A 22939-nucleotide genomic window follows, 5' to 3' on the forward strand; every position below is an offset into this window, starting at 1 on the left:
GCGGTCCGCCACGGCGGACCGCCCCTTTCGTGTCTGCGGAGGAGGGTTACGCCTCGACGGCGCGCCGGCGGGCGACCTCGGCCAGGGTGACCGCGGCGGCGACGCTGGCGTTGAGCGACTCGACGTCGGAGACCATCGGGATGCTCACGGTCAGGTCACAGGTCTCGCCGACCAGCCGGGACAGCCCCCGCCCCTCCGAGCCGACCACCACCACCAGCGGGCCGACCGCCGCCTCCAGGTCGTACAGGTCGGTCTCGCCGTCGGCGTCCAGGCCGATCACGACGAAGCCGGCGTCCTTGCATGCCTTGAGCGACCGGGTCAGATTGGTGACCTGGGCGACCGGGACCCGCGCGGCCGCGCCGGCGCTGGTCCGCCAGGCGGTCGCGGTGATCCCGGCGGCCCGCCGCTCCGGTACGAAGACACCCTGCGCGCCGAACGCGGCGGCGGAGCGGATCACCGCGCCGAGGTTGCGCGGGTCGGTGACCCCGTCCAGCGCGACCAGCAACGGAGCGGCCTGCTCCAGCGAGGCCGCCATCAGGTCCTCGAACGGCTCGTACGCGAACGGCGGCACCTGGAGGCCGACGCCCTGGTGCAGCACGCCCCCGGTCATCCGGTCCAGCTCGGCCCGGCTGACCTCCAGGATCGCGATGCCCCGGTCGGCGGCGGTCCGGACGATCTCGTTGATCCGGTCGTCGATGTCGATGCCCTGGGCGGTGTAGAGGGCGGTCGCCGGCACCTGGGCGCGCAGCGACTCCAGCACCGGGTTCCGCCCGACCAGCAGCTCCGGGCTGTCCTTGGCCGGGTTGGACCGGCGGCCCGGGGCGACCCGGGGACCGCTCCGGGCGGGAGCCCTGCCCTTGCCGCCCTTGAGCGGGACGCCGGCCCGGCCGCCCTTGCCCCAGGTGGTGTCCTTGGTGCCCGGCTGGCCGATCTTGGGGGCACGCCCCTCCTCGGCCGCCGCGCGGCGCTCCTTGTCCTGCTTCCAGGCGGTGCGCTGCGGAAGCTTCTCGGTGCCCGAGTATCCCTTGTGCCAGGGCCGCTCGTCGGCGGGCAGGGTACGGCCCCGGCCCGCGAGGGAGTCCTTGTTCTTGCCGCCGGAGCCCTTCGGGGCACCCGCCTTCGGCGTCAGTCGCCGGCCACGGCGCTGCGAGTTGCCGGCCATCAGTCCTGCTCTCCAATAGTCCAACGGGGGCCCTGGGGGGTGTCCTCGACCACCACGCCGGCCTGCTTGAGCTGGTCGCGTACGGCGTCTGCGGCGGCCCAGTCCTTGCGGCTGCGGGCCTGGGCACGCTGCTCCAGGGCGAGCGCGATCAGGGAGTCCACCACACCACGCAGGTCGCTCGCGCGGCCACCACCGGTCCACGCCGGGTCCAGGGGGTCGACGCCGAGGATATCCAGCATCGCCCGGGTGGCGGCCAGCGCCGTGCGCACGGTCACATCGTCGCCGGCGGTCAACGCGGTGTTGCCGTCGCGGACCACCTCGTGCAGCACGGCCAGAGCGGCCGAGGTGTTGAGGTCGTCGTCCATGGCCGCGACGAAGCCGGCCGGCAGCTCGCCGAACTGCCCGGCGCCGACCCGCTCCGCGGCCCGCTGCACGAAGCCCTCGACCCGCCGGTACGCGACCGCGGCCTCGCGCAGCGCGTCCTCGGAATAGTCAATGCGGGACCGGTAGTGCGCGGCTGCGTAGTAGTAGCGCAGCTCGACCGGGCGGACCCCGAGCGACGCCACGTAGTCGAGGTCGAGGGTGTTGCCCAGCGACTTGCCCATCTTGGTGCCACCGATGCCGAGCAGGCCGTGGTGCACCCAGTAGCGGGCGAACGGCAGGTCGGCCGCCTGGGACTGGGCGATCTCGTTCTCGTGGTGCGGGAAGGTCAGATCGAGCCCGCCGCCGTGGATGTCGAACTCGGGGCCGAGGTAGCGCCAGCACATCGCGGAGCACTCGATGTGCCAGCCGGGCCGGCCCCGGCCCCACGGCGAGGGCCAGTACGCGTCGGCCGGCTCGTCCGGCTTGGCCCCCTTCCAGAGGGCGAAGTCCCGCGGGTCGCGTTTGCCCCGCTCGGGCGCGTCCCCGGCGGACTGCATGTCCTCCGGCGACTGGCCGGAGAGCGACCCGTACGCCGGCCAGGAGGCCACGTCGAAGTAGACGTCGCCGGAGCCGTCGGTGGCCGGGTAGGCGTGACCGGTCTCGATCAGCCGGGCGATCAGCTCGTGCATCTCGGGGATGTGCCCGGTGGCCCGCGGCTCATAGGTGGGCGGCAGCACGTTCAACGCCCGGTACGACTCGGCCAGGATCTGCTCGTTGGCGTACGCGATCGACCAGAACGGGCGGCCCTGCTCCATCGCCTTGACCAGGATCTTGTCGTCGATGTCGGTCACGTTGCGGATGAAGGTGACCTCGAAACCGGACGCGATCAGCCAGCGGCGCAGCACGTCGTAGTTGACGCCGGAGCGAAGGTGGCCGATGTGCGGCGGAGCCTGGAGGGTGAGACCACACAGGTAGACCCCCACCTTGCCGGCTTCCCGCGGAACAAAGTCCCGCACCGATCGGGTGGCGGTGTCATACAGGCGTAGCGTCACCGTACAAGGGTAGCCGTCCGCACATTTCGGGGTCGCCCGGAGCCGGTCGTACGCTGCGTGCTGTGGAGACGGCGGCACGTACGGGAGAGACGGCGCAGACCCTGGACCGGGGACTGCGGCTGCTGCACCTGGTCGCGGACGCGCCCGGCGGGTTGACCGTCACCGAGGCGGCGCACCGGCTGGGCGTCGGCCGGGCGGCGGTCTACCGGCTGGTCGGCGCGCTGACCGAGCACGGCATGCTACGCCGGGACGGCGAGGGCCGGCTGCGGCTCGGCGTCGGCGTGCTGCACCTGGCCCGGCGCGCCCAGCCGCTGCTCGCCGAGGGGGCGTTGCCCGCGCTGCGCCGGCTGGCCGAGCAGGCCGGCGCGACGGCGCACCTGACCGTGGTCGAGGGCGGCGAGGGGGTCGCCCTCGCGGTCGTGGAGCCGAGCTGGACGTCGTTCCACGTGGCGTACCGGACCGGGTCCCGCCACCCGCTGGAGCGGGGCGCGGCGGGACGGGCCATCCTGGCCGGGCGGTCGGGCGCCGCCGGCCCGATCAGCACCAGCGGGGAACTCCAGTCCGGGGCGTACGGGGTGGCCGCGCCGGTGCTCGGGGTGCCCGGGCTGGAGGCGAGCGTAGGCGTGGTATCGCTGACTCCGCTCGACGTCGAGGTGGTCGGCGCCCAGGTGACCGGCGCCGCGACCGCGATCACCACCGCCCTCACCTGAGCCTGCCCGGCTGACCGGGCTGGCGGGCTGGCCGGCTGGCCGGCTGGCGGGCTGGCTGACCGGGTTGGCCGGCTGCCGCATCGTCGGCGGAGTGGCGGTGTCGGCTCGCCCCAGACAACGCCAGATCGGCGGAGTGGCGGTGTCAGCTCGCACCGGACACCGCCAGATCGGCGAAAAGGCGGGGGCGCGAGCGCCGTCCGACAGCGGACGGGCGGCCGTGCACGGGCCGGGCCTTACCACAGGTGGTGGGGGACGTGGCGGTTGTCCACAGGGCAGGGCGTGACAACGGGTCACGTTTGTCCACAGGGGTGTCGCTGGCTCGTCGCTCGCCGCCAGGCTGGTCGACATGTCTCCTCATCCGCACCGACCGGCCGAGCTGGCCTGGCAGGTCTTCCGGGGCTCGGACGTCATCCGGCGCGGGCTGCTGACCCGGCATCAGCTCCGGGGCGCGTCCTGGCTCCGCCTGCGGCACGACGTCTACGCCGACGCCCGGCTCGACCGTGATCACGCACTGGCGTGCCGCGCCGCTCTGCTCCGGCTGCCGCCGGGCACGCTGCTCGCCGGGCCCTCGGCCGCATACCTGCACGGCGTGGAGCACGCCGCGGGTTTCGCCGACGACGTGCACGTCCTGCTGCCGCCAAGGACCCGAGCGGACGCCCAGCCCGGAATCCGGGTCCACCGCATCCGTCCGGACGTGTCCCCCGCCTCCGCAGACCTCCTCGTCGCCGGCAGCGCCACCGCCGGACCGGTGAGCACCATCAGCATCGCCGCCGGTGGAACCGGCCGCGCGGCCGAGCACGAGGCCACCTCCCGGCCTGTTCCGGCGTCGATTCCCGCCACCGCCTCCCGGCCTGTTCCGACGTCGATTCCCGCCACCGCCTTGCAGCCCGTTCGGACGTCGATTCCCGCCACCGCCCCCCAGCCCGTTCCGGCGTCGATTCCCGCCACCGTCGGCCGGCCGGTGGCGCGGGCGACCCGGCCCGCCATCCTCCGATCCGGTGGGGTCGGAGGAGATCCCTCGCCCACTGGCCCTTCGTCCTGGCTGCCGCGCAGCGCCCCGGCGGCGTGTGCCTGGGAGACCGCGGTGTGGGTCGACCCCGTCCGGGCGGTCGGCGTCATCGACACGCTGCTGGGCAGTCGTCTGGTCAGCGCGGGCGCGCTCGCCGACCTGGCGGAACGCAATGTTGGACGACCTGGTGGCCGACGCGCCGGCTGGGTGTTCGGCCTGGCGGATCCGGCAGCGCAGTCTCCACCGGAGTCGCACCTACGGGTCCGCCTCGTGCTGGCCGGGCTGCCGCGACCGGTCGCACAACATCCGGTCCGGCTCGCCTCCGGGCTGGTCCTGCATCCCGACCTGGCCTGGCCGCAGTTCCGGGTCGCGGTCGAGTACGACGGCACGTGGCACGCCGACGCCGACCAGCTGCACCGTGACCGACAGCGCCTCAACCTGCTCGTCGGCGCCGGCTGGATGGTTCTGCACGTGACAAGCCGCCGCCTGCACCGCGACTTCCCCGCCGTGGTGCGCGAGGTCCGGGCAGCGCTCGTCGCTCGGGGATGGCGAGCGTGAGGCACGCCGGAACGCCGATGTGGCGGTATCCAGGGGCACTGGATACCGCCACATCGCCGACTAGCTGGGCTCACGCCCTCCCGTTAGGGCTTGAGGGGGGACTTCACCGCCGCGTAGGCGTCGACGACGCCGTACCCGTAGAAGCCGTTGAAGTTCGACGAGCCGGCGCAGTACGCGTCGAACTCGGCCGACCGGCCCTCGTTGGTGTAGGTCTGCAGCCGCGGCTCGGGGCAGGCGTGCTTCGCCGCGGTCCGGTACAGGTGCTGCTCGACCAGGTCCGGCGACATGCCGATGCCGTTCCGGCCCTCCTTCTTGCCGTACCGGCTGACGATCAGGGCCGCCACCCCGGCGACGTGCGGGGAGGCCATCGAGGTGCCCTGCAGGTAGGTGTAGTACCCGCACTCGCCCCTCGCCGTGCACTGCTTGAACACGAACGACTCGGCACCGGGCACAATGTCGCCGTTCTCGTCGACCGTGCCCTCCTCCTGGAGCACCTTCTTCGGGTACGTGGAGAGGATCATGTTGGCGTCGGTGCGGTACGAGTCGGTGCCGTAACCGTCCCGGAACCAGCCACCCGGCGCGGCGACCGAGATCTGCTCGGTGCCGTAGTTGGAGTAGTCGGCCTTCTTGCCCGACGGGCCGAGCGACGACACGCCGATCACGTGCGGGCCCTCGACCGGCAGGTCCCAGCAGCTCGCGTTGTCGATCGGCCGCGGATACGGGTCGGTCCCGTAGTCCGGGCTGCTCAGGTCCGTACGCGGGTTGCCGAGGTCCTCGTGGTTGTTGCCGAGCGAGCCGACCAGGGTGACGCCCTTGCGGTGGGCGAAGGTCAGCGCCCGCCTCATGGCCTCGATGGTGGTGCGCTGCTCGGCCTGCGCCTGCGGCGAGTCGGCCGGGTTGGCGGTGCAGTTGTAGAGCCACGGGTCGACGTAGAAGGACATGTTCACCACGTCGATGCCCGCGTTGCCCGCGTAGACCAGCGCGTTGACCACGGGGTTGAGGAAGAAGTATCCGCTGTCCTGGCCGCCCTTCAGCTCGACCAGGGAGACGTTCGGGGCCACCCCGGAGAGCCCGAAGCCGTTCGCGGCGGCGCCGATGGTGCCGGCGACGTGGGTGCCGTGGCCGCCGTCGTCGGTGCCGACCGGGTCGAGGCAGCTCGGCACCTCGCACGGACCGTCGACGTCGGGCAGGTCGGGAGCGAAGTTGCGCGACAGCGCCCAGTTGAAGTTCGGCGCCAGGTCGGGGTTGCTGGCGTCGACGCCGGTGTCCAGGATGCCGACGGTGACGCGCTTGTCACCGGGCTCGGTCTTGCGCGCCTGGTCGGCCCGGATCATCTCCAGGCCCCAGAGCTTGTCGTCGAGCGGATCCATCTTCTTGGCGTGGCCCTTGGCCTGCCCCTTGGCGGCGCCCTTGGTCGCCGCGGCGGCCAGCAGATGCTCCTGCTCGACGCGGTCCAGCTTGGGCTTGCGCCCGATTGCCTTCTGCTCGGCGGCTCCGACCAACGCCCCGGCGGCGGTGGCCCGGCTCACGAAGTCCGCCCGGTCGCTGGTGACCTCGAAGAGGCCGACATCCTCGGTGCGGGATACGACCGCGCCGCCCGCCGCGGTGATCGCGGCGATCGCGGCCTCGGTGGAGACGCCGCTCCGCGCCAGTACGGTGAAGGTCCGGGTGCTGGTCGGAGCGGCGTTCGCCGGGACGCCCAGTCCGGTCACCGTGAGTGCCAGCGAGGCCGCTGCCGCGACCATGCCGGCGGTGAAGCGCTTGCTCACCACATCAGATCCTCTCGTTGAGGGACGTGGCAGTCATCCCACAACACATAGAGGAGTTTGACCAGACGTCCATTCGGACCAGACCGGTTCAGGCTTTCACCGGCGCGATCCGGACGGCCCGTTCATCGCTCGCCGGTCAGGACCGGCTCGGCCGGGGCGGGCGGAACAGCCTCCGGCGTGCCGCGCAGCTCGTCCAGCCGGACCAGGGCGACCCCGACCACGATCAGCGCCCCGCCGAGCAGTTGGACGGGGCTCGGCAGCTCGCCCAGCACCAGCCAGGCGATGAGCACCGCGAACATCACCTCGGTCAGCCCGACGAACGAGGAGAGCCGCGCGCCGAGCAGCCGGGCCCCGGCGACGCCGGTCAGGTACGCGACCACGGCCGCGATCAGCGACAGGCCGGCGATCGGCACCAGCCAGCTCACCTGGTGCCCGGCGAAGTTCACGTCACCGCCGCTCGCCCGCAGCGGCAGCACGCCGAGCAAGCCGAGCAGGCCAAGCCCCAGCGCGCCGACGGCCATGCCCCCGCTGGCCATCACCACGGACGGCAGCGCGGCGTCGACCCGGCCGGCGATGACGAAGTACCCGGCCAGCCCGACCCCGGCACCCAGCCCCCAGAGCACCCCGACCGGATCGAGCCGCCCGGCGCCGGTCAGGTCCAGCACGAACACCAGCCCGCCCAGCGCGGTCAGCGAGCCGGCCACGGTGAGCAGCCGGGGCCGCTGGCCGTGGACCAGCCACATCCAGCCGACCACCAGCACGATGCCGAGGTATTCCAGCAGGAGTGCGACGCCGACCGGCAGATAGCGGACCGCGTTGAAGAAACACGCCTGGGCGACCGCCACGCCGAGCAGGCCGAACACGACGATCGTGCCGGCGTTGCGGCGCAGCACCCGCCGCCGACCGCGCAGCGCCAGCACGGCCGGTACGGCCAGGACCAGCGCCGCGATGCCGACCCGGGCCACCACGACGGCCTCGGCGGACCAGCCGCCGTTGATCAGCGAACGGGCGAACGTGCCCGAGGTGGCGAAGGTGACCGCGGAGATCAGGGCCAGGCCGAGGCCGACGCCGGACCGTTCACGCATCGACAGCTCCTTGATCCGCACGATCGGTCACGAGTGAAACCGGGCTATGCTGATGACGCTAGGCCGGCATCCTGACAGGAGTCAAGTTGCTCTTCGCCCATGACACCGAGTGCGGCCTGGTCGCCGCCGCCGGTCTTGTCAACACCGTCGGCCCGGACCGGGAGGAACTGCCTGACGTGGCTGCCCTCGACGCGTTCGTCGGCGTACACGGCTGGACCGGCCGGCACGAACACACCGACGCGGAGCTGCGCCAGGTCCGCGCGCTGCGCCCCCGGCTCCGCCGGATCTGGTACGCCGACACCGACGAGGTGGTGGCGATCGTCAACGGGCTGCTGCGCGAGTCGCATGCGCTGCCGCAGCTCGTCCGGCACGACGACGAGCCGTACCACGTGCACGCCGTGCCCCGCGACGCGCCGCTGGCGACCCGGATGGCGGTCGAGGCGGCCATGGCGCTGGCCGACCTGGTCCGGATGGGCGAGCTGACCCGGCTGCGCATCTGCGACCACCCGGACTGCGACAACGTGCTGGTCGACCTGTCGAAGAACCGGTCCCGCCGGTTCTGCGACGCCGGCTGCGGCAACCGCGCCGCGGTGAGCGCCTACCGCGCCCGCAAGGCGGCGTCCCACTCCTGTTGATCCACTCCTTGTCGGCGAGATGGCGGTGTCCGTTGCAGGGTGATACCGCTGGATCCGCGATCCCTAGTCGGAATCCGGGTCAGGGGTGGGTCATCCGGAGCAGGTCGAGGGCCTCGTCGAGCTGGGTCTCGCTGAGCTTGCCCGAGGCGACGTGCCCCCGGGAGATCACCACCTCGCGGATGGAGACCTGCTTCGCCAGCGCCTCCTTGGCGATCGAGGCGGCCTCGTCGTACCCGAGGTGGCGGTTGAGCGGGGTGACGATCGACGGCGAGCCCTCGGCGTACGCCAGGCAGACCTCGGCGTCCGCGACCAGGCCGACCACCAGGCGGTCGGCGAAGAGCCGGCTCGACGCGGCCAGCAGCTTGATCGATTCCAGCAGGTTGCGGCCCATCACCGGGAGCATCACGTTCAGCTCGAAGTCGCCCTGCGAGCCGGCGAACGCCACCGTGGCGTCGTTGCCGATCACCTGGGCGCAGACCTGCCGCATCGCCTCGGCGACCACCGGGTTCACCTTGCCGGGCATGATCGACGAGCCCGGCTGGAGGTCGGGGATGCGCAGCTCACGCAGGCCGGCACGAGGGCCGGAACCCATCCACCGGATGTCGTTGGCCACCTTGTACAGCCCGACCGCGATCGTGCGGAGCTGGCCGGAGGTCTCCACGAGCGCGTCCCGGGCGCCCTGCGCCTCGAAGTGGTTACGCGCCTCGGTCAGCGGCAGGCCGGTCGAGGCGCGCAGCTTCTCGATCACCTTGCCGGCGAAGCCCAGCGGGGTGTTGATGCCGGTGCCCACGGCCGTGCCGCCCAGCGGCAGCTCGGCCAGCCGGGGCAGCGCACCCTCCAGCCGCTCCACGCCGTAGCGGACCTGGGCCGCGTACCCGCCGAACTCCTGGCCGAGGGTGACCGGCGTGGCGTCCATCAGGTGGGTGCGCCCCGCCTTGACCACCGTCTCGAACTCGGCCGCCTTCTCCTCCAGCGCGCCGGCCAGGTGCTTCAGCGAGGGGATCAGATCCTCCACCACGAACTGGGTGGCGGCCAGGTGGATCGAGGTCGGGAAGACGTCGTTGCTGGACTGCGAGGCGTTGACGTCGTCGTTGGGGTGCACGTCGCGGCCCAGCTCGCGGCCGGCCAGGGTGGCGATCACCTCATTGGCGTTCATGTTGGACGACGTGCCGGAGCCGGTCTGGAAGACGTCCACCGGGAACTGGTCGTCGTACCCGCCGTCGGCGACGTGCGCGGCGGCGGTGGCGATCGCCTCCGCCACGTCCGCCCCGATCACCCCCAGCTCGCCGTTGACCTGGGCGGCGGCTCCCTTGATCTGAGCCAGGGCCTTGATCTGGGCCGGTTCGATGCCGCGCCCGGAGATCGGGAAGTTCTGCACCGCGCGTTGGGTCTGCGCCCGCCACAGGGCCTCGGCGGGCACCTCCACCTCGCCCATCGAGTCGCGTTCGATCCGGTAGCCGGCCGCCTCTGGAGTCGTCACGCGTACCATCCTGCCGCGCCCCTCGCCGATGCGCAGATGATCGCTCAGGCAAGCTCGGCCAGCAGCTCCTCGACCTCGCCCTGATCGGGTGACTCGACCTGCCGGAACAGCGCCAGCGCCCGGGTCCAGTGCGAGCGGGCCGCAGCCTGGTCGGTGGCTCGCAGGCAGCGGGCGATGCCATCCAGCGCCCGGGCCTGCTCGTAGCGGGCCGCGAGTCGGGTGGCATCGGCGAGCACCCGGCGGTGCAGGTCCAGCGCGCTGGCTACGTCACCCTGATCGAGGACGGCCCGGCCCAGCAGGTTCCGCGAGGCGAGCTGACCGATCCAGTCGCCGGACTCGCGCATCGCCACCAGCGCCTCACGGTGCAGAAGCACCGCCTCCCCGGGATGGCCGGCCTGGCGCTCGAGCACGCCGATCTCGTTGAGCACCTCGCCCTCGCCGAAGCGGTTCTGGCCCCTGCGCTTGAGGAGCAACGCCAGCCGCAACAGCCGCCGGGCCGGCCCCGGATCGCCCATCCGGTGCCGGATCATCCCCAGGTGACCAAGGGCGTTCGCCGACCCGCGAAGGTCACGGGCGACCCGGGCCAGCAGGAGGTGCTGCCGGGCCACGCGCAGCGCCTCCTCGTACCGGCCGAGTTGCAGCAGCGGGACCGCCAGGTTGTTGCACATGTTTCCCAGCACCGTGGCCTCGTCGGGATACCGAGTCAGCCGAACCGCTTCACGGATGTGCGCCACAGCGCGGCAATACTCGTCGGCGCCGACGTAGGCGCCGCCCAGGTTGCCCACGCTGTTCCGTATGCCGCGACGCAGTCCGAGTCGGCGGTAGCGGTCGACCACGGCCTCCATCAGACGGGTCACCTCGGAGAACCGGGCCAGCCGGTAGTGGGCCGACGCGAGGTAGTTCGTGGTCATCGCCACCGCCTCGTCGTCGCGCAGCGTCTCAGCGGCGCGTAGAGCGATGGTGTGCGTCTCGATCAACTCGTCGAGATGTCCACCGTCGAAGTGCGACCGCCAGCACGCCCGGGTCAGCTGCCAGCAGTGCCGGAGGAAGCCCTCGGCCTCGGCAAGCCGGACCAGGGCGGTCAGCGCCGAGCGGTTCTCGTCGAACCAGCCCTGGTCCACGGTGGCCTCGATCAGGTCCGGACGGGCCGGCGGAGGGAAGCGGTGGAGATCGTAGCCCGCCTCGATCGTTCGGGCGATCGCGGCCGCCACCTGCAGGTGATGATCGAGCAGCCGCTCCACGCCGGCCCGGCGCTCGTCGGCCCGCTCGGGTGCGGCCAGCAGCCCTCGCGCGTACTCCCGCAGCAGGTCGTGCAACCGGTACCGGCCGGGCTCCACCTCATCCGCCAGGTGTGCGTCGATCAGTTCGTCGAGCGGGTCGCGCACGTCCGGTAGGGGCAAATCGATGAGAGCCGCGGCCACCCGATTCTCGAACCGGACGCCAGGATGCAGCCCGAGCAGCCGGAACAGCCGCTGTGCCGGGGGCGAGACCTGGGCGTACGACAGGGCGAAGGCCTGCCCCACCGAGCGCTCGCCGGCCGCGAGTTCGGCCAACGGGTCCGGCCCGGCGGCCAGCCGCTCGGCCAGGTCGGCGATCCGCCAGCGGGGCCGGTGCGCCAGGCGGGCGCCAGCCAGGCGGATCGCGAGCGGCAGGTATCCGCACCGGCGGGCCACCTCGGCGGCGGCCGACGGCTCGGCGGCCACCCGCTCCCGGCCGGCGACCCGCGCGAGCAGCTCCACCGCCTCGTCCGGATCAAGCACCGGCAACGACGATGGCCGCCCGTCGTCGAGCCCGACCAACCGGCGGCGACTGGTGATCAGCACCAGGTTGTCCGGCCCGTTAGGCAGCAGCGGTGCCACCTGCGCGGTGCTGGCCGCGTTGTCCAGCACCACCAGGGCGCGCCGGCTGGCCAGCTCGGTACGCCACATCGCCAGCCGGTCGTCCAGGTCGAGCGGTACCCGCTCGGCTGGCACGCCGACCTGCCGGAGCAACGTGGCCACCGCAGCGGCCGGGGCCAGCGGAGTGCGCTCGCTGTGCCCGTGCAGGTCGACGAAGAGATGCGCGTCGGGATAACGGTCACCGAGGGCGGTCGCCACGTGCACGGCCAGGGTGGTCTTGCCGCTGCCGGGCATCCCGTCGATCAGCTGGATCCGGGCCCCGTCCTCCTCGATCTCCTGCACCAGCCGAGCCACCGTCTGTTGCCGGCCGGTGAAGTCGCCGATCGCCCGGGGCAGCGAGCGGACCGGCACCGTGGCATCGCTCTCCAGGCCGCCCGACGCCACGTCCCCGGCGAGCACCCGCTGATGCAGTTCCTGCAACGCCGTACCGGGCTCGATACCGAGTTCCTCGGCGTAGACGCGGCGGCCCTCGCGGTAGACGGCGAGCGCGTCCGCCTGTCGGCCGGCGGCGGCGAGAGCGAGCATGAGCTGGCCGCGCAGCCGCTCCCGCAGCGGATGCCGGTCCACGGTCTCGCTCAGCTCGTCGATCAGGTCGGCCGCCCGACGCAGCCGCAGTTCGACGTCGACGCACTCCTCCAGCGTGGCGAGGCGCTGCTCGTCGAGGGCCAGCGCCCGCCGCCGTACGCTTCGGCTCGTGGTCCCGCTCAGCGCCGGGCCGCGCCAGAGGGCCAACGCGGCCCGGTAGTGCCGGCGCGCCTCGCCCGGCTGGCCGGCGGCCACCGCGGCCCGACCGGCCTCCACGGACCGGGCGAAGACCTCGGCGTCCAGGTCGTCAGGGGTGATCCGGATGCCGTAGCCGACCGGGTCGGTGACGATGGTCTCCACCGGAAGCCCGAGCAGGGCGAGCCGCTGCCGCAGCCGCGACACGCAGATCTGGAGCTGGGTCCGGGCGGTGGCCGGCGGGCGCTCCTCCCAGACCGCGTCGATCAACTCCTCGACGGGAACCACCCGGCCGGCCCGCAGCAACAGCATGGCGAGGATGGTCCGGTCCCGCCCCGCGGTGACGGTGGATTCGCCATCGCCCAGCCGCAGGGGCCCCAGGATCCCGAACCGCATATGCTCCCCGCGCGCCTTCCTGTGCAACTTTCCAGCAGGGTAGCCCGGCCGTCACAGATCGCCGCGCTCGGACGATAGCGATCTGATAGCCGATCGACAGCGCCAGACCCGAGACTCGTCCCGGGTTGTCGGTGACGACATCCGACGGGGGCGGTGCGCCCGCTGGGAGCCCCCTCTCCGGCGGGCGCACCGACGTCGATGGCTTCTGCCCGGCCAAAGACGGCGGCCTCCCGGATGGCACCCTGCAGAACGTTTCAGGCAACATGCACGTCCCGGGCCTACTTCACCTTCGACCACGGCGGTCGCGTCGCCCGCCTCGCGGGCACAACCCGAAACCCGACGTCCTCGGTGGCTCGACGAATTTAAGATCACAGAATCTTTCCGTATGTCACCCGGAGGATTCATGTCGATTCGACAGGGAGGCCCGGCACGCCGGGCGGCCACGACATCCGTCGCAGTTCTGCTGGCTGCGGGCAGCTTGGTGGCCGCGACCGGGCAACCAGCGGTGGCCATACTCGACTACGTCACCCCGACCAGCGTCGCGTGGACCGACGCTCGGCAGCCGACCAGGTCCTTCTCGCCATCCGACGGCAGCGTGCCGGTGGGCACCTGGGAGGCCAACGGAGCCAAGCACACCGCCCGGGCGTACTTCACCTTCGACCTGACGCCCTATCGGGGGCAGCGAGTGGTCTCGGCCCGCGCCATCACCGGGGAAACGAAGGTCAACGACTGCGACAAGCCGCGCGAGATCGAACTGTGGCGGACCGACCCGCCCGCAAGCGCCCCGACCTGGAACACCGCCCCGACGGCACGGGAGAAGGTGGCGGACGTCGCCTATCCCAACCTGCCCTGCGGTAGCAGCTTCATCGGGGTGATGATCACCGATGCCTTGCGTCAGGCGGTAGCGGATGGGCAGGACCACCTCACGCTGATGGCCCGGATCGCCAGCGGTCACGAGTCGAGCAAGCACTACGGCCGCCAGATCAAGAACATCGGCATCTCTCTGGACCACAATACGCCGCCGAACGTTCCCGACCAGCTCACCGTCGAGGGAAAGGCATGCGACAGCCCGCTGACGATCCGTACCACCATGCCCACCCTCCGGGCCAGCGTCTCCGACCCCGATGCTGCTGACGCCGGAGAACGCGACCAGGTGGCGGCGACCTTCGCCTGGTGGCCGGTCGACCGGCCGGCCGAACGGACGGAGGCAACCCTCTCCGGTCAGCACAACCCGTCCACGTACGTGTACATACTCCCGCGGGACGCGCTCACCCACGGAAACGCCTACGCCTTCTCGGTGCGGGCATCCGACACGTACGACAGCTCGGACTGGTCGCCGGAGTGCCGGTTCACCGTCGACACGGTGCCGCCGGCCGCCCCGACCGTCGCCTCCACCGACTACCCGGCCGGCTGGGACGGTCCAGGTGCCGGTGGGCCCGGCATCCCGGGCACCTTCACCTTCACCGCCGACGCCGACGACCTGGCGGGCTTCAGCTACGGCGAATACGGTATGACCTCGCACTTCGTCCCGGTGGACGCGTCGGGCCGGTCGGCGACGGTGAGCTACGCGCCGATGCTGTTCGGACCGAGGCGGCTCGTCGTGCAGAGTGTCGACCGTGCCGGGAACTTCTCCGAGGACACGATTCACGAGTTCTGGGTCCGTTCCACCGCCCCAGCGATCACTGACGAGGACCCGGAGGCACCAGCCGGCATGCCACGCCGGCTCACCTTGGCTCCGAGCATGGAGAACGTGGTCGAGTACAGCTACCGGCTCAACGACGGTGAGGCGATCACCATCCGCGCCAATGCGGACGGCACGGCGCGGGTGACGATCACACCGGAGGTTGCCGGCCCGTACGTCCTGTACGTCCGCAGCAGGACTGCGGACGGGTTGCTCTCGGGCGAGGCGTGGACTGTCCTTTGGGTGCCGGAAGCGGAGTGAGACAGGGAAGGGCGCCGGGTGGGATTCCACCCGGCGCCCTTTTCGCGTACGCCAGGGTCAGCGGCGGCCGACGGTGAGAACCGGCTTGGTGACCTCGGCGAAGAAGTCGTTGCCCTTGTCGTCCACGACGATGAAGGCGGGGAAGTCCTCCACCTCGATCTTCCAGACCGCCTCCATGCCCAGCTCGGGGTATTCGAGCACCTCGACGTGCTTGATGCAGTCCTGGGCGAGCCGGGCGGCCGGGCCGCCGATCGAGCCGAGGTAGAAGCCGCCGTGCTGCTCGCATGAGCGGGTGACCTGGGCGGAGCGGTTGCCCTTGGCCAGCATCACCATCGAGCCGCCGGCCGCCTGGAACTTCTCCACGTACGCGTCCATCCGGCCGGCCGTGGTGGGGCCGAACGAGCCGGAGGCGTAGCCCTCGGGGGTCTTCGCCGGGCCGGCGTAGTAGACGGCGTGGTCGCGGAGGTACTGCGGCATCGGCTCGCCCGCGTCCAGCCGCTCGGCGATCTTGGCGTGCGCGATGTCCCGGGCCACGACGAGGGGGCCGGTCAGCGAGAGCCGGGTCTTCACCGGGTACTTCGACAGCTCGGCGCGGATCTCGTCCATCGGCCGGTTGAGGTCGACCCGGACCACTTCGGAGCTGTCCAGGTGGGCGTCGGTGACGTCGGGAAGGTAGCGCGCCGGGTCGGTCTCCAGGCGCTCCAGCCACACGCCCGACGGGGTGATCTTGGCGACCGCCTGTCGGTCGGCGGAACAGGAGACGGCGATCGCCACCGGGCAGGAGGCGCCGTGCCGGGGCAGCCGGACCACCCGTACGTCGTGGCAGAAGTACCGGCCGCCGAACTGCGCGCCGATGCCGAAGTTGCGGGTCAACTCCAGCACCTCGGCCTCCAGCTCCAGGTCACGGAAGCCGTGCGCGCTCATCGAGCCGGAGGTGGGCAGGGTGTCGAGGTATTTGGCGGAGGCGTACTTGGCGGTCTTGAGGGCGTACTCGGCGGAGGTGCCGCCGATGACGATGGCCAGGTGGTAGGGCGGGCAGGCGGCGGTGCCGATCAGCCGCAGCTTCTCCTCCAGGAACTGCATCATCCGCGTCGGGTTCAGCAGCGCCTTGGTCTCCTGGTAGAGGTACGACTTGTTGGCCGAGCCGCCGCCCTTGGCCATGAACAGGAACTTGTACGCGTCCGGGTGCCCGTCCGGGTCCTCGGCGTAGAGCTCCACCTGGGCCGGCAGGTTGCTGCCGGTGTTCCGCTCCTCCCACATGGTCAGCGGGGCGAGCTGGGAGTAGCGCAGATTCAGCCGGGTGTACGCCTGGTAGACGCCGCGCGAGATGGCCTCGGAGTCGGTGCCGTCGGTCAGCACGTGCCGGCCGCGCTTGCCCATCACGATCGCGGTGCCGGTGTCCTGGCACATCGGCAGCACGCCGCCGGCCGCGATGTTGGCGTTGCGCAGCAGGTCGAGCGCGACGAACCGGTCGTTCGGCGAGGCCGCCGGATCGTCGATGATCGACCGGAGCTGGGTCAGGTGCGCCGGGCGCAGGAAGTGGGCGATGTCGTGCATCGCCTCGGCGGTCAGCGCGGTCAGCGCGGAAGGGTCAACGGTGAGGAACCGACGGCCACCCGGGCCGTTGACGACGTCGACGCCCTCGTCGGTGACCAGGCGGTATTCGGTCTGGTCGGGACCGGTCGGCAGCAAGGGGGCGTACGAGAACGCGGCGGCACTGCTCATGACGAAAAGCCTAGGGCAGAGGTGTCGATCGGTGGCACCCGCCGGGGTCGTCCTGGGACGCCGCTCTCATCCGCCGTCGGTGCAGAGTTCCCGCTTCGGTCCGCAGTCCCCCTGGCCGGACGGGGACGGGTAGCCGCCGTCCGGATTCGCCCCGGGCGCTCCCCCCTCCGCGGGCGGTGGCGCGACCGAACCGCCGGCGCCCCAGCGGACGTACCCGATCTCCCGCCCCTCCCCGATGATCATGCCCTGCGGGCCGACCGCCAGGGCGTTCGCCGAGGTACGCAGTGCCACCAGTTCCCGACCGGTGCGTGGCTCGACCGCGATCAGCCGGGACGGCTTCTCCTCGGCGATCACCGCCGCGTACGGGGTGAGCGCCGCGCCGCTCTTCTCGCTGGCCGGCCGGGTCCACCGGTCACGGTCGACCGACAGTTCCCGCCCCACGACGGAACGCTTGTCGGCGCTGCGCACCAGCGCGTACCGGTCGTCGACGGCGAGCAGCTTCTGCCCGTTCGCACCGACCTGGAGCAGCCGGCCGTCGTACCCGTCGATCACCGCCTCGCGGCCGTCCGGGGCGACCCCGATCACCACGTTCCGGGCGCCCTGCGGGTCGTCGCGCTGCACGCAGCCGGCGTAGTCCGCGGTCCGCAGGTTCACCCCGGCCCGCCGCCACACCTCCCGCCCGTTGGCCGGGTCGACGCCGGAGATGGCGTAGTAGCAGCCGCCGTCCTGGGAGGTGGCGGTCATCCGGAGCAGCCGCCCGCCGACCACCGCCAGCCGCTCGTCGCGGCCGGGCTCGACGTTCTGCAGCACCCGTCCGGTGGCGGTGTCCACCACGTGCACCCGCCCGTCGACCGGGAAGCCGAGCAGCGGCGGGACCGCCTCCGGCCCGGCCACCTCGCCGTCGATGCGCGACGCGCCCAGCCGCCGGGTGCCGAGCAGCCCCGGGTTGTCGGCGAGCAGCCCGGTGTGCACGCCCGGCAGGAACGCCGTCCACAGCGGCTTCGTGCCGCGCGGCTCCCAGGCGCTCAGCGTGCAGTCGGTCGCCTGCCCGCAGCGCGCGTCGAGCAGCAGGTTGCGGTACGTCCACACCGCCACCGCCTCGTCGTCGCGGCGGCGCACCGCGCCGGTGGACGGGTCGAGCAGTTCGTACCCCTTGACCAGGAGCTTGCCCACGGCGACGACCGGGTCCCGGTCGCCGCCGGCCACCGCCGCCCAGTCCGCCTTGCGCTCCCAGAGCTGGCTGCCGGTGGTCAGGCTGCGCGCCTCGACCCGGGTACGCTGCTCGACGATCACCGTGTCGCCGGCGATGGTGACGCTCTTCGGCGTGCCGCCGACCCGCTGCTGCCAGACCACGTCCGGCTCGGAGATCGGCTTGCTCCGGTCGATCCAGTCCCACATCCCGGGGAACGGGTTCCACACGCCGGTGGCGGCGAGTACGACCACGGCGATGAGCCCCAGCAGCAACCAGCCGCGTACGCCAAGGCCCTTCATACCCCACACGTTAACGACCCCCACCCCCACCCCCACCCCGCGCGGTCGCGTGTCGCCCCCCTTCCCCGCCGATCTTGCAGTTCTGGACCGCACTTCGCACCATCAGCCCGAAATGCGGGGGCAGCAACCGCAAGATCGCGTGAGGGTGGCGGTCAGCGGGCGGCGGAGCGGACCAGGGGGAGGGTGCGGTAGGGGATTTGTTCGGCGAGGGCGATGATCGTGGAGGCGCGGCGGATGCCCTCGGAGGCGACGATCTGGTCGATCACCCGCTGGAGATCCGTGTTCGACCTCGCCACGATGCGGCAGAGCAGATCGCTGGAGCCGGTGATGGTGTGCGCCTCCAGGACCTCGGGGATGGCGGCCAGGTGCGCGGTGACGGGGTCGTGGCCGTGCCGCTGGCTGATCTCCAGGGTCACGAAGCTGGTCACCCCGAAGCCGATCGCGGCCGGCGAGATGTCCGGACCGAAGCCGCCGATCACCCTCCGGTCGACCAGCTTGTCGAGCCGGGCCTGGACGGTGCCCCGAGCCACCCCGAGCCGGCGGGAGCACTCCAGCACCCCGATCCGCGGCTCCTCGGCGAGCAACGTGAGCAGTCGTGCATCCAGCTCGTCGAGCTGTACATCCTGACCAGCGTTCATGAGGTTTCACCTTACCAAATGCGCAACCTGACCAGGCATTTTGCCAACTGTTGCCCAACCGGCGGCGGCGCAGCGATCCTCGCCACAACAGCATGACGACGGCGGCCCATGAGGCCGGCCGGTACGCAAGGGAGGCCATCATGACCCAGGCGATCGACCGACCCGAGTCGACCGAGGAGGTCGACGTCGACGCCCTCGTCGGCGCCGTCGACCACGACATCACCCGGGACCCGTTCCCGGTCAGGGGACTCGACCACGTGCACTTCCTGGTGGGCAACGCCAAGCAGGCCGCCCACTACTACTCCACCGCGTTCGGCATGACCTGTGTGGCGTACCGGGGTCCGGAGCAGGGCTACCGGGACCACGCCCAGTACGTACTGACCAGCGGTTCGGCCCGGTTCGTGCTGACCGGCGCGGTCCGCCCGGACGCCGAGGGCGCCGAGCACGTGGCGAAGCACAGCGACGGCGTCTCCGACATCGCGCTGGAGGTGCCGGACGTGGACGCCGCGTACGCCCACGCCACGGCCCAGGGCGCGACCGGCCTGGTCGAGCCGCACGACGTCACCGACGAGCACGGCACCGTCCGGCTGGCGGCCATCGCCGCGTACGGCGACACCCGGCACACCCTCATCGACCGGTCCCGCTACACCGGCCCGTTCCTGCCCGGCTTCGTGGCCCGCGGTCCGATCGTGGACCGGCAGCCGATGATCGACGCCGGCATCCAGCCGAAGCGCTTCTTCCAGGCCGTCGATCATGTCGTCGGCAACGTGGAGCTCGGCAGGATGGACGAGTGGGTCGAGTTCTACAAGCGGGTCATGGGCTTCAGCAACATGGCCGAGTTCATCGGTGACGACATCGCCACCGACTACTCCGCCCTGATGAGCAAGGTCGTCGCGAACGGCACCCGCAAGGTCAAGTTCCCGCTGAACGAGCCGGCCCTCGCCCGCAAGAAGTCGCAGATCGACGAGTACCTGGAGTTCTACCAGGGTCCGGGTGCCCAGCACATCGCCGTGGCCACCAACGACATCCTGGCCAGCGTCGACGCGATGCGCGCGGCCGGTGTCGATTTCCTGGACACCCCGGACTCGTACTACGACGACCCGGAGCTGCGCGCCCGGATCGGCCAGGTGCGGGTGCCGATCGACGAGCTGAAGGCCCGCAAGATCCTGGTCGACCGGGACGAGGACGGCTACCTGCTCCAGATCTTCACCAAGCCGGTGCAGGACCGCCCGACCGTCTTCTTCGAGCTGATCGAGCGGCACGGCTCGCTCGGCTTCGGCAAGGGCAACTTCAAGGCCCTGTTCGAGGCGATCGAGCGGGAGCAGGAGAAGCGCGGCAACCTGTAACACTGTCCGCGTGACCCAGCCGCCCCCGCACGCGTTTCCGCCGCCCGCCGGGCCCCCACCCGCGGGCGGCGGCTTCGCGCCGCCCTCCGGACCGTCGTACGTGCCCCCGGCCCCGTACGCCCCGCCGACATACGCCGGGCCGGGCTATCCGCCGCCGGGCCATCCGCCGTACCCGGTTTTCGTGCCGCCGCCGCTGGCCCCGAACGGTCAGCCGCTCGCCAGCTTCACCGACCGGCTGCTCGCCTGGCTGATCGACACCGCGGTGGCCACCCTGCTCGGCGTCGTGCTGCTCTTCCCAGTCTTCATCTGGCTCTGGTTCCGGATGTTCACCGAGATGGTGGCGGCCAACCCGGACGGGACGCTGCCGCAGCCCGACCCGGTGACGATGATGACCGACTTCTTCGTGCCGGTACTGCTCGCCGAGGCCGGGCTGGTGGTGGTGCTGCTCGTCTTCTACTGGTTCTATCACGTCGAGTACGCCCGCCGGACCGGCCAGACGCTCGGCAAGAGGCTTTTGAAGATCCGAATCATCCCGGTCGATCCATCCGCCGTACTGACCCGGGGAATGCTGGGCCGACGTTGGCTGGTCGAGTTCGGCGCCGGCTCGCTGGTGCCCTTCCTCCACTACGTGGACGGGTTGTGGCAGCTCTGGGACAAGCCCTGGCAGCAGTGCCTGCACGACAAGTTCGCCGCCACCGTCGTCGTTAAGGTTGCACCGTGAGCGTGAGGAGTGAGCCGGGTCTGCGAGCCCCGCAGTCGCGAACCGAGGTGGCGTCGTGAGCGTGAGGAGTGAGCCGGGTCCGCGAGCCCCGCAGTCGCGAACCGAGGTCGCGTCGTGAGCGTGCAACCCGGCTGGTACGTCGACCCCGCCGACCCGGACACCCGACGGTACTGGGACGGCGAGGGCTGGATCGGCGCGCCGATCCCCGTCGACGCCACCCCGCCCGAAGGTCCCCCGCCACCCGAGCCGGTTCCCGCCAGAACGCCGGCGGTCGCCGTACCCGGGGCGCAGCCGGGCCAGCCGGCGGCCGAGGCGCAGCCGGAGCAGCCGGGCGGGCCGGGTGCCGGGGTGCAGCCGGAGCAGCCGGGCGGGCCGGGTGCCGGGGTGCACCCCGGCGGGCCGGTCGGCGGGCAGTGGCCGGGGTACCCGCCCGGAGCGGGGCACCCGCAGGGCCCGCCGCCGGGCTGGCCGTACCCGACCTGGCCGGGGCGACCGCCCCTGCCGCGCCCGCACGGGCTGCCGCTCGCCTCGTACGGCGCGCGGCTGGTCGCCCGCGTGATCGACTTCGGCGTGTTGGTGCTGCTGAACGCGGCGGTGAACGGCTGGTTCATCTGGCGCCTCGTCGGCGAGCTGGCCGCCCCCTGGAACGAGTACTGGCGACGGGTCAACGCGGGGGAAATCCGGAACACCGAGCCCCTGCCCGTCAGCGAGCACGTCAGCGGCCTCCTGGTCGCCATCCTGGTGATCGCCACCATGCTCTGGTTCGCCTACGAGGTGCCCTCGATGGCCAACCGGGGGCAGACCTTTGGCAAGCGGTTGGCGGGCATCCGTGTCCTGCCGGTGGAGGCCGACGCGCCGCTCGGCTTCGGCCGGGCCACCCGGCGGTGGAGCACCCTCGGCCTGCCCACCCTGCTCTGGTACTGCTGTGGCCTCGGGCTGCTGCTCCAGTTCGTCGACGCGGTCTCCCCCCTCTTCGACCAGCCGCTGCGCCAGGCGCTGCACGACAAGCGGGCGCAGACCGTGGTGGTCCAGTTGCCTCGCACCAGGCCCGACCCTCGTACCACCACCCCGCGCGACCGCGCCAATCCCCCGGGAGACACCGAATGACCGACACCGGACGTCACCAGCCTCCGCTGCGGCTGACCCGCGCCGACCTGGACGCGCTGCCCAACTACGTACCCGGGCGCAGCCCCGCCGACCTGGCCCGTGAGCTGGGCCTGGCCGAGGCGATCAAGCTGGCCAGCAACGAGGTCCCCTACGGCCCGCTGCCGGGCGTGGTGGAGGCGGTCACCGAGGCGGTCACCGGCTCGCACCGCTACCCCGACATGGGTGTGGTGGCGCTGCGCCAGGCCCTCGCCGAGCGGTACGGCGTGGACGCCGACCGGATCGCCACCGGCTGCGGTTCCGTGGCGCTGGCCGAGCACCTGGTCCGGGCCACCTGCCTCCCCGGAGACGAGCTGCTCTACTCGTGGCGGTCGTTCGAGGCGTACCCGATCATCGCGGCGACCAGCGGCGCGACCAGCGTGCAGGTACCGAACGACGCCGGCCACGGCCACGACCTGGCCTCGATGGCGGCGGCGGTGACCGACCGGACCCGGATGATCCTGGTCTGCAACCCGAACAACCCGACCGGCACCGCCGTCCGCAAGGCGGAGCTGGACCGCTTCCTCGACGCGGTGCCCGACGACGTGCTCGTGGTGATCGACGAGGCGTACCGGGAGTTCGTCACCGACCCCGAGGTGCCGGACGCGCTCGGCTACCTGGACCGGCCGAACGTGGCGGTGCTGCGCACCCTCTCCAAGGCGTGGGGGCTGGCCGGCCTGCGGGTCGGTTGGCTGGCCGCCGGACCGGCCGTGGCCGCCGCCGTACGCAAGGTCGTCACGCCGTTCTCCACCAGCATGGCCGCCCAGGCCGGCGCGCTGGCCGCGCTGGCCCAGGCCGACGAGGTCGAGCGGCGCTGCGCGCTGGTCGTCGCCGAGCGGGACCGGATCACCGAGGCGCTGCGCAAGCTGGTCCCGGACGTGCCCGCCAGCCAGGCCAACTTCGTCTGGCTGCCGCTGGGCGAACGCGCCGTCGAGTTCGGCAAGGCGTGCGAGGCGCGCGGCGTGATCGTCCGGCCGTTCGCCGGCGACGGGGTCCGGGTCACCATCGGCACTCCGGACGAGAACGACGCCTTCCTCGCCGCCGCCGAGTCCGCCCTCGCCTGATCTTCGGGTAGGGGAGGGGCCCGTTGTTGACG

General features: G+C 72.0%; 17 protein-coding genes. 8 read left to right on the forward strand and 9 right to left on the reverse strand.

Going from position 1 to position 22939, the window contains the following annotated elements; genetic code table 11:
* Positions 1–46 precede the first annotated feature (46 nt).
* Together rlmB and cysS are read right to left on the reverse strand one after the other, a co-directional pair.
* The gene (rlmB, locus tag GA0070621_RS21695; protein ID WP_091198802.1) at positions 47–1162 is read right to left on the reverse strand and encodes a 23S rRNA (guanosine(2251)-2'-O)-methyltransferase RlmB; all 1116 of its coding nucleotides are present in this window, start codon (positions 1160–1162) and stop codon (positions 47–49) included.
* The gene (cysS, locus tag GA0070621_RS21700) at positions 1162–2577 is read right to left on the reverse strand and encodes a cysteine--tRNA ligase (RefSeq protein ID WP_091198805.1); all 1416 of its coding nucleotides are present in this window, start codon (positions 2575–2577) and stop codon (positions 1162–1164) included. The genes rlmB and cysS overlap by 1 nt, the downstream gene beginning before the upstream one ends.
* A 62-nt stretch (positions 2578–2639) precedes the next feature.
* Between cysS and GA0070621_RS21705 the strand changes: the two genes are divergently transcribed.
* Entirely contained in the window at positions 2640–3287 is a 648-nt protein-coding gene (locus tag GA0070621_RS21705; RefSeq protein WP_091198807.1) for an IclR family transcriptional regulator, read from the forward strand.
* A gap of 346 nt (positions 3288–3633) precedes the next feature.
* Positions 3634–4854 (forward strand): DUF559 domain-containing protein, encoded by a 1221-nt coding sequence (locus GA0070621_RS21710; protein ID WP_091198809.1) that lies wholly within the window; start codon positions 3634–3636, stop codon positions 4852–4854.
* Between the two features lie 83 nt (positions 4855–4937).
* Here the strand turns inward: GA0070621_RS21710 and GA0070621_RS21715 are convergent, their stop codons facing one another.
* Positions 4938–6623, reverse strand: a complete 1686-nt coding sequence (locus GA0070621_RS21715; protein ID WP_167667141.1) for a S8 family serine peptidase — start codon at positions 6621–6623, stop codon at positions 4938–4940.
* A 122-nt stretch (positions 6624–6745) separates the two neighbouring features.
* The gene (locus GA0070621_RS21720; RefSeq protein WP_091202712.1) at positions 6746–7708 is read right to left on the reverse strand and encodes an EamA family transporter; all 963 of its coding nucleotides are present in this window, start codon (positions 7706–7708) and stop codon (positions 6746–6748) included.
* 86 nt (positions 7709–7794) lie between these two features.
* Between GA0070621_RS21720 and GA0070621_RS21725 the strand changes: the two genes are divergently transcribed.
* Positions 7795–8343: a CGNR zinc finger domain-containing protein gene (locus GA0070621_RS21725; protein ID WP_091198813.1), complete on the forward strand. Its 549-nt coding sequence runs from the start codon at positions 7795–7797 to the stop codon at positions 8341–8343.
* A 79-nt stretch (positions 8344–8422) separates the two neighbouring features.
* Here GA0070621_RS21725 and GA0070621_RS21730 read toward each other — a convergent pair whose 3' ends face one another.
* Together GA0070621_RS21730 and GA0070621_RS21735 are read right to left on the reverse strand one after the other, a co-directional pair.
* Entirely contained in the window at positions 8423–9832 is a 1410-nt protein-coding gene (locus GA0070621_RS21730; RefSeq protein ID WP_197673921.1) for a class II fumarate hydratase, read from the reverse strand.
* A gap of 35 nt (positions 9833–9867) precedes the next feature.
* A complete protein-coding gene (locus GA0070621_RS21735; protein WP_091198818.1) occupies positions 9868–12837 on the reverse strand; it encodes an AfsR/SARP family transcriptional regulator in 2970 nt (989 codons plus the stop codon).
* A gap of 505 nt (positions 12838–13342) precedes the next feature.
* Here GA0070621_RS21735 and GA0070621_RS21740 point away from each other — a divergent pair.
* Positions 13343–14779, forward strand: a complete 1437-nt coding sequence (locus GA0070621_RS21740; RefSeq protein WP_157740027.1) for a hypothetical protein — start codon at positions 13343–13345, stop codon at positions 14777–14779.
* A 57-nt stretch (positions 14780–14836) separates the two neighbouring features.
* Here the strand turns inward: GA0070621_RS21740 and GA0070621_RS21745 are convergent, their stop codons facing one another.
* The 3 genes from GA0070621_RS21745 to GA0070621_RS21755 form a co-directional block, all read right to left on the reverse strand.
* Positions 14837–16504, reverse strand: a complete 1668-nt coding sequence (locus tag GA0070621_RS21745) for a fumarate hydratase (RefSeq protein WP_091198822.1) — start codon at positions 16502–16504, stop codon at positions 14837–14839.
* Positions 16505–16570: 66 nt separating this feature from the next.
* On the reverse strand, positions 16571–17995 hold the full coding sequence (locus GA0070621_RS21750; RefSeq protein ID WP_091198824.1) for an outer membrane protein assembly factor BamB family protein: 1425 nt from the start codon (positions 17993–17995) through the stop codon (positions 16571–16573).
* A gap of 152 nt (positions 17996–18147) precedes the next feature.
* Positions 18148–18633, reverse strand: a complete 486-nt coding sequence (locus GA0070621_RS21755) for an Lrp/AsnC family transcriptional regulator (protein ID WP_091198826.1) — start codon at positions 18631–18633, stop codon at positions 18148–18150.
* A 140-nt stretch (positions 18634–18773) separates the two neighbouring features.
* Between GA0070621_RS21755 and hppD the strand changes: the two genes are divergently transcribed.
* The 4 genes from hppD to hisC all read left to right on the forward strand — a co-directional run bounded on the left by hppD (position 18774) and on the right by hisC (position 22907).
* A complete protein-coding gene (gene hppD, locus GA0070621_RS21760) occupies positions 18774–19979 on the forward strand; it encodes a 4-hydroxyphenylpyruvate dioxygenase (RefSeq protein WP_091198828.1) in 1206 nt (401 codons plus the stop codon).
* A gap of 10 nt (positions 19980–19989) precedes the next feature.
* Entirely contained in the window at positions 19990–20700 is a 711-nt protein-coding gene (locus tag GA0070621_RS31135) for an RDD family protein (RefSeq protein ID WP_091198830.1), read from the forward strand.
* Positions 20701–20814: 114 nt separating this feature from the next.
* Entirely contained in the window at positions 20815–21807 is a 993-nt protein-coding gene (locus GA0070621_RS21770; protein ID WP_091198832.1) for an RDD family protein, read from the forward strand.
* Positions 21804–22907, forward strand: coding sequence for a histidinol-phosphate transaminase (hisC, locus tag GA0070621_RS21775; RefSeq protein ID WP_091198834.1), 1104 nt, complete (start codon positions 21804–21806; stop codon positions 22905–22907). The genes GA0070621_RS21770 and hisC overlap by 4 nt, the downstream gene beginning before the upstream one ends.
* The last annotated feature ends 32 nt before the right edge of the window (positions 22908–22939 follow it).

The organism is Micromonospora narathiwatensis, from assembly GCF_900089605.1.
GTDB lineage: Bacteria > Actinomycetota > Actinomycetes > Mycobacteriales > Micromonosporaceae > Micromonospora > Micromonospora narathiwatensis.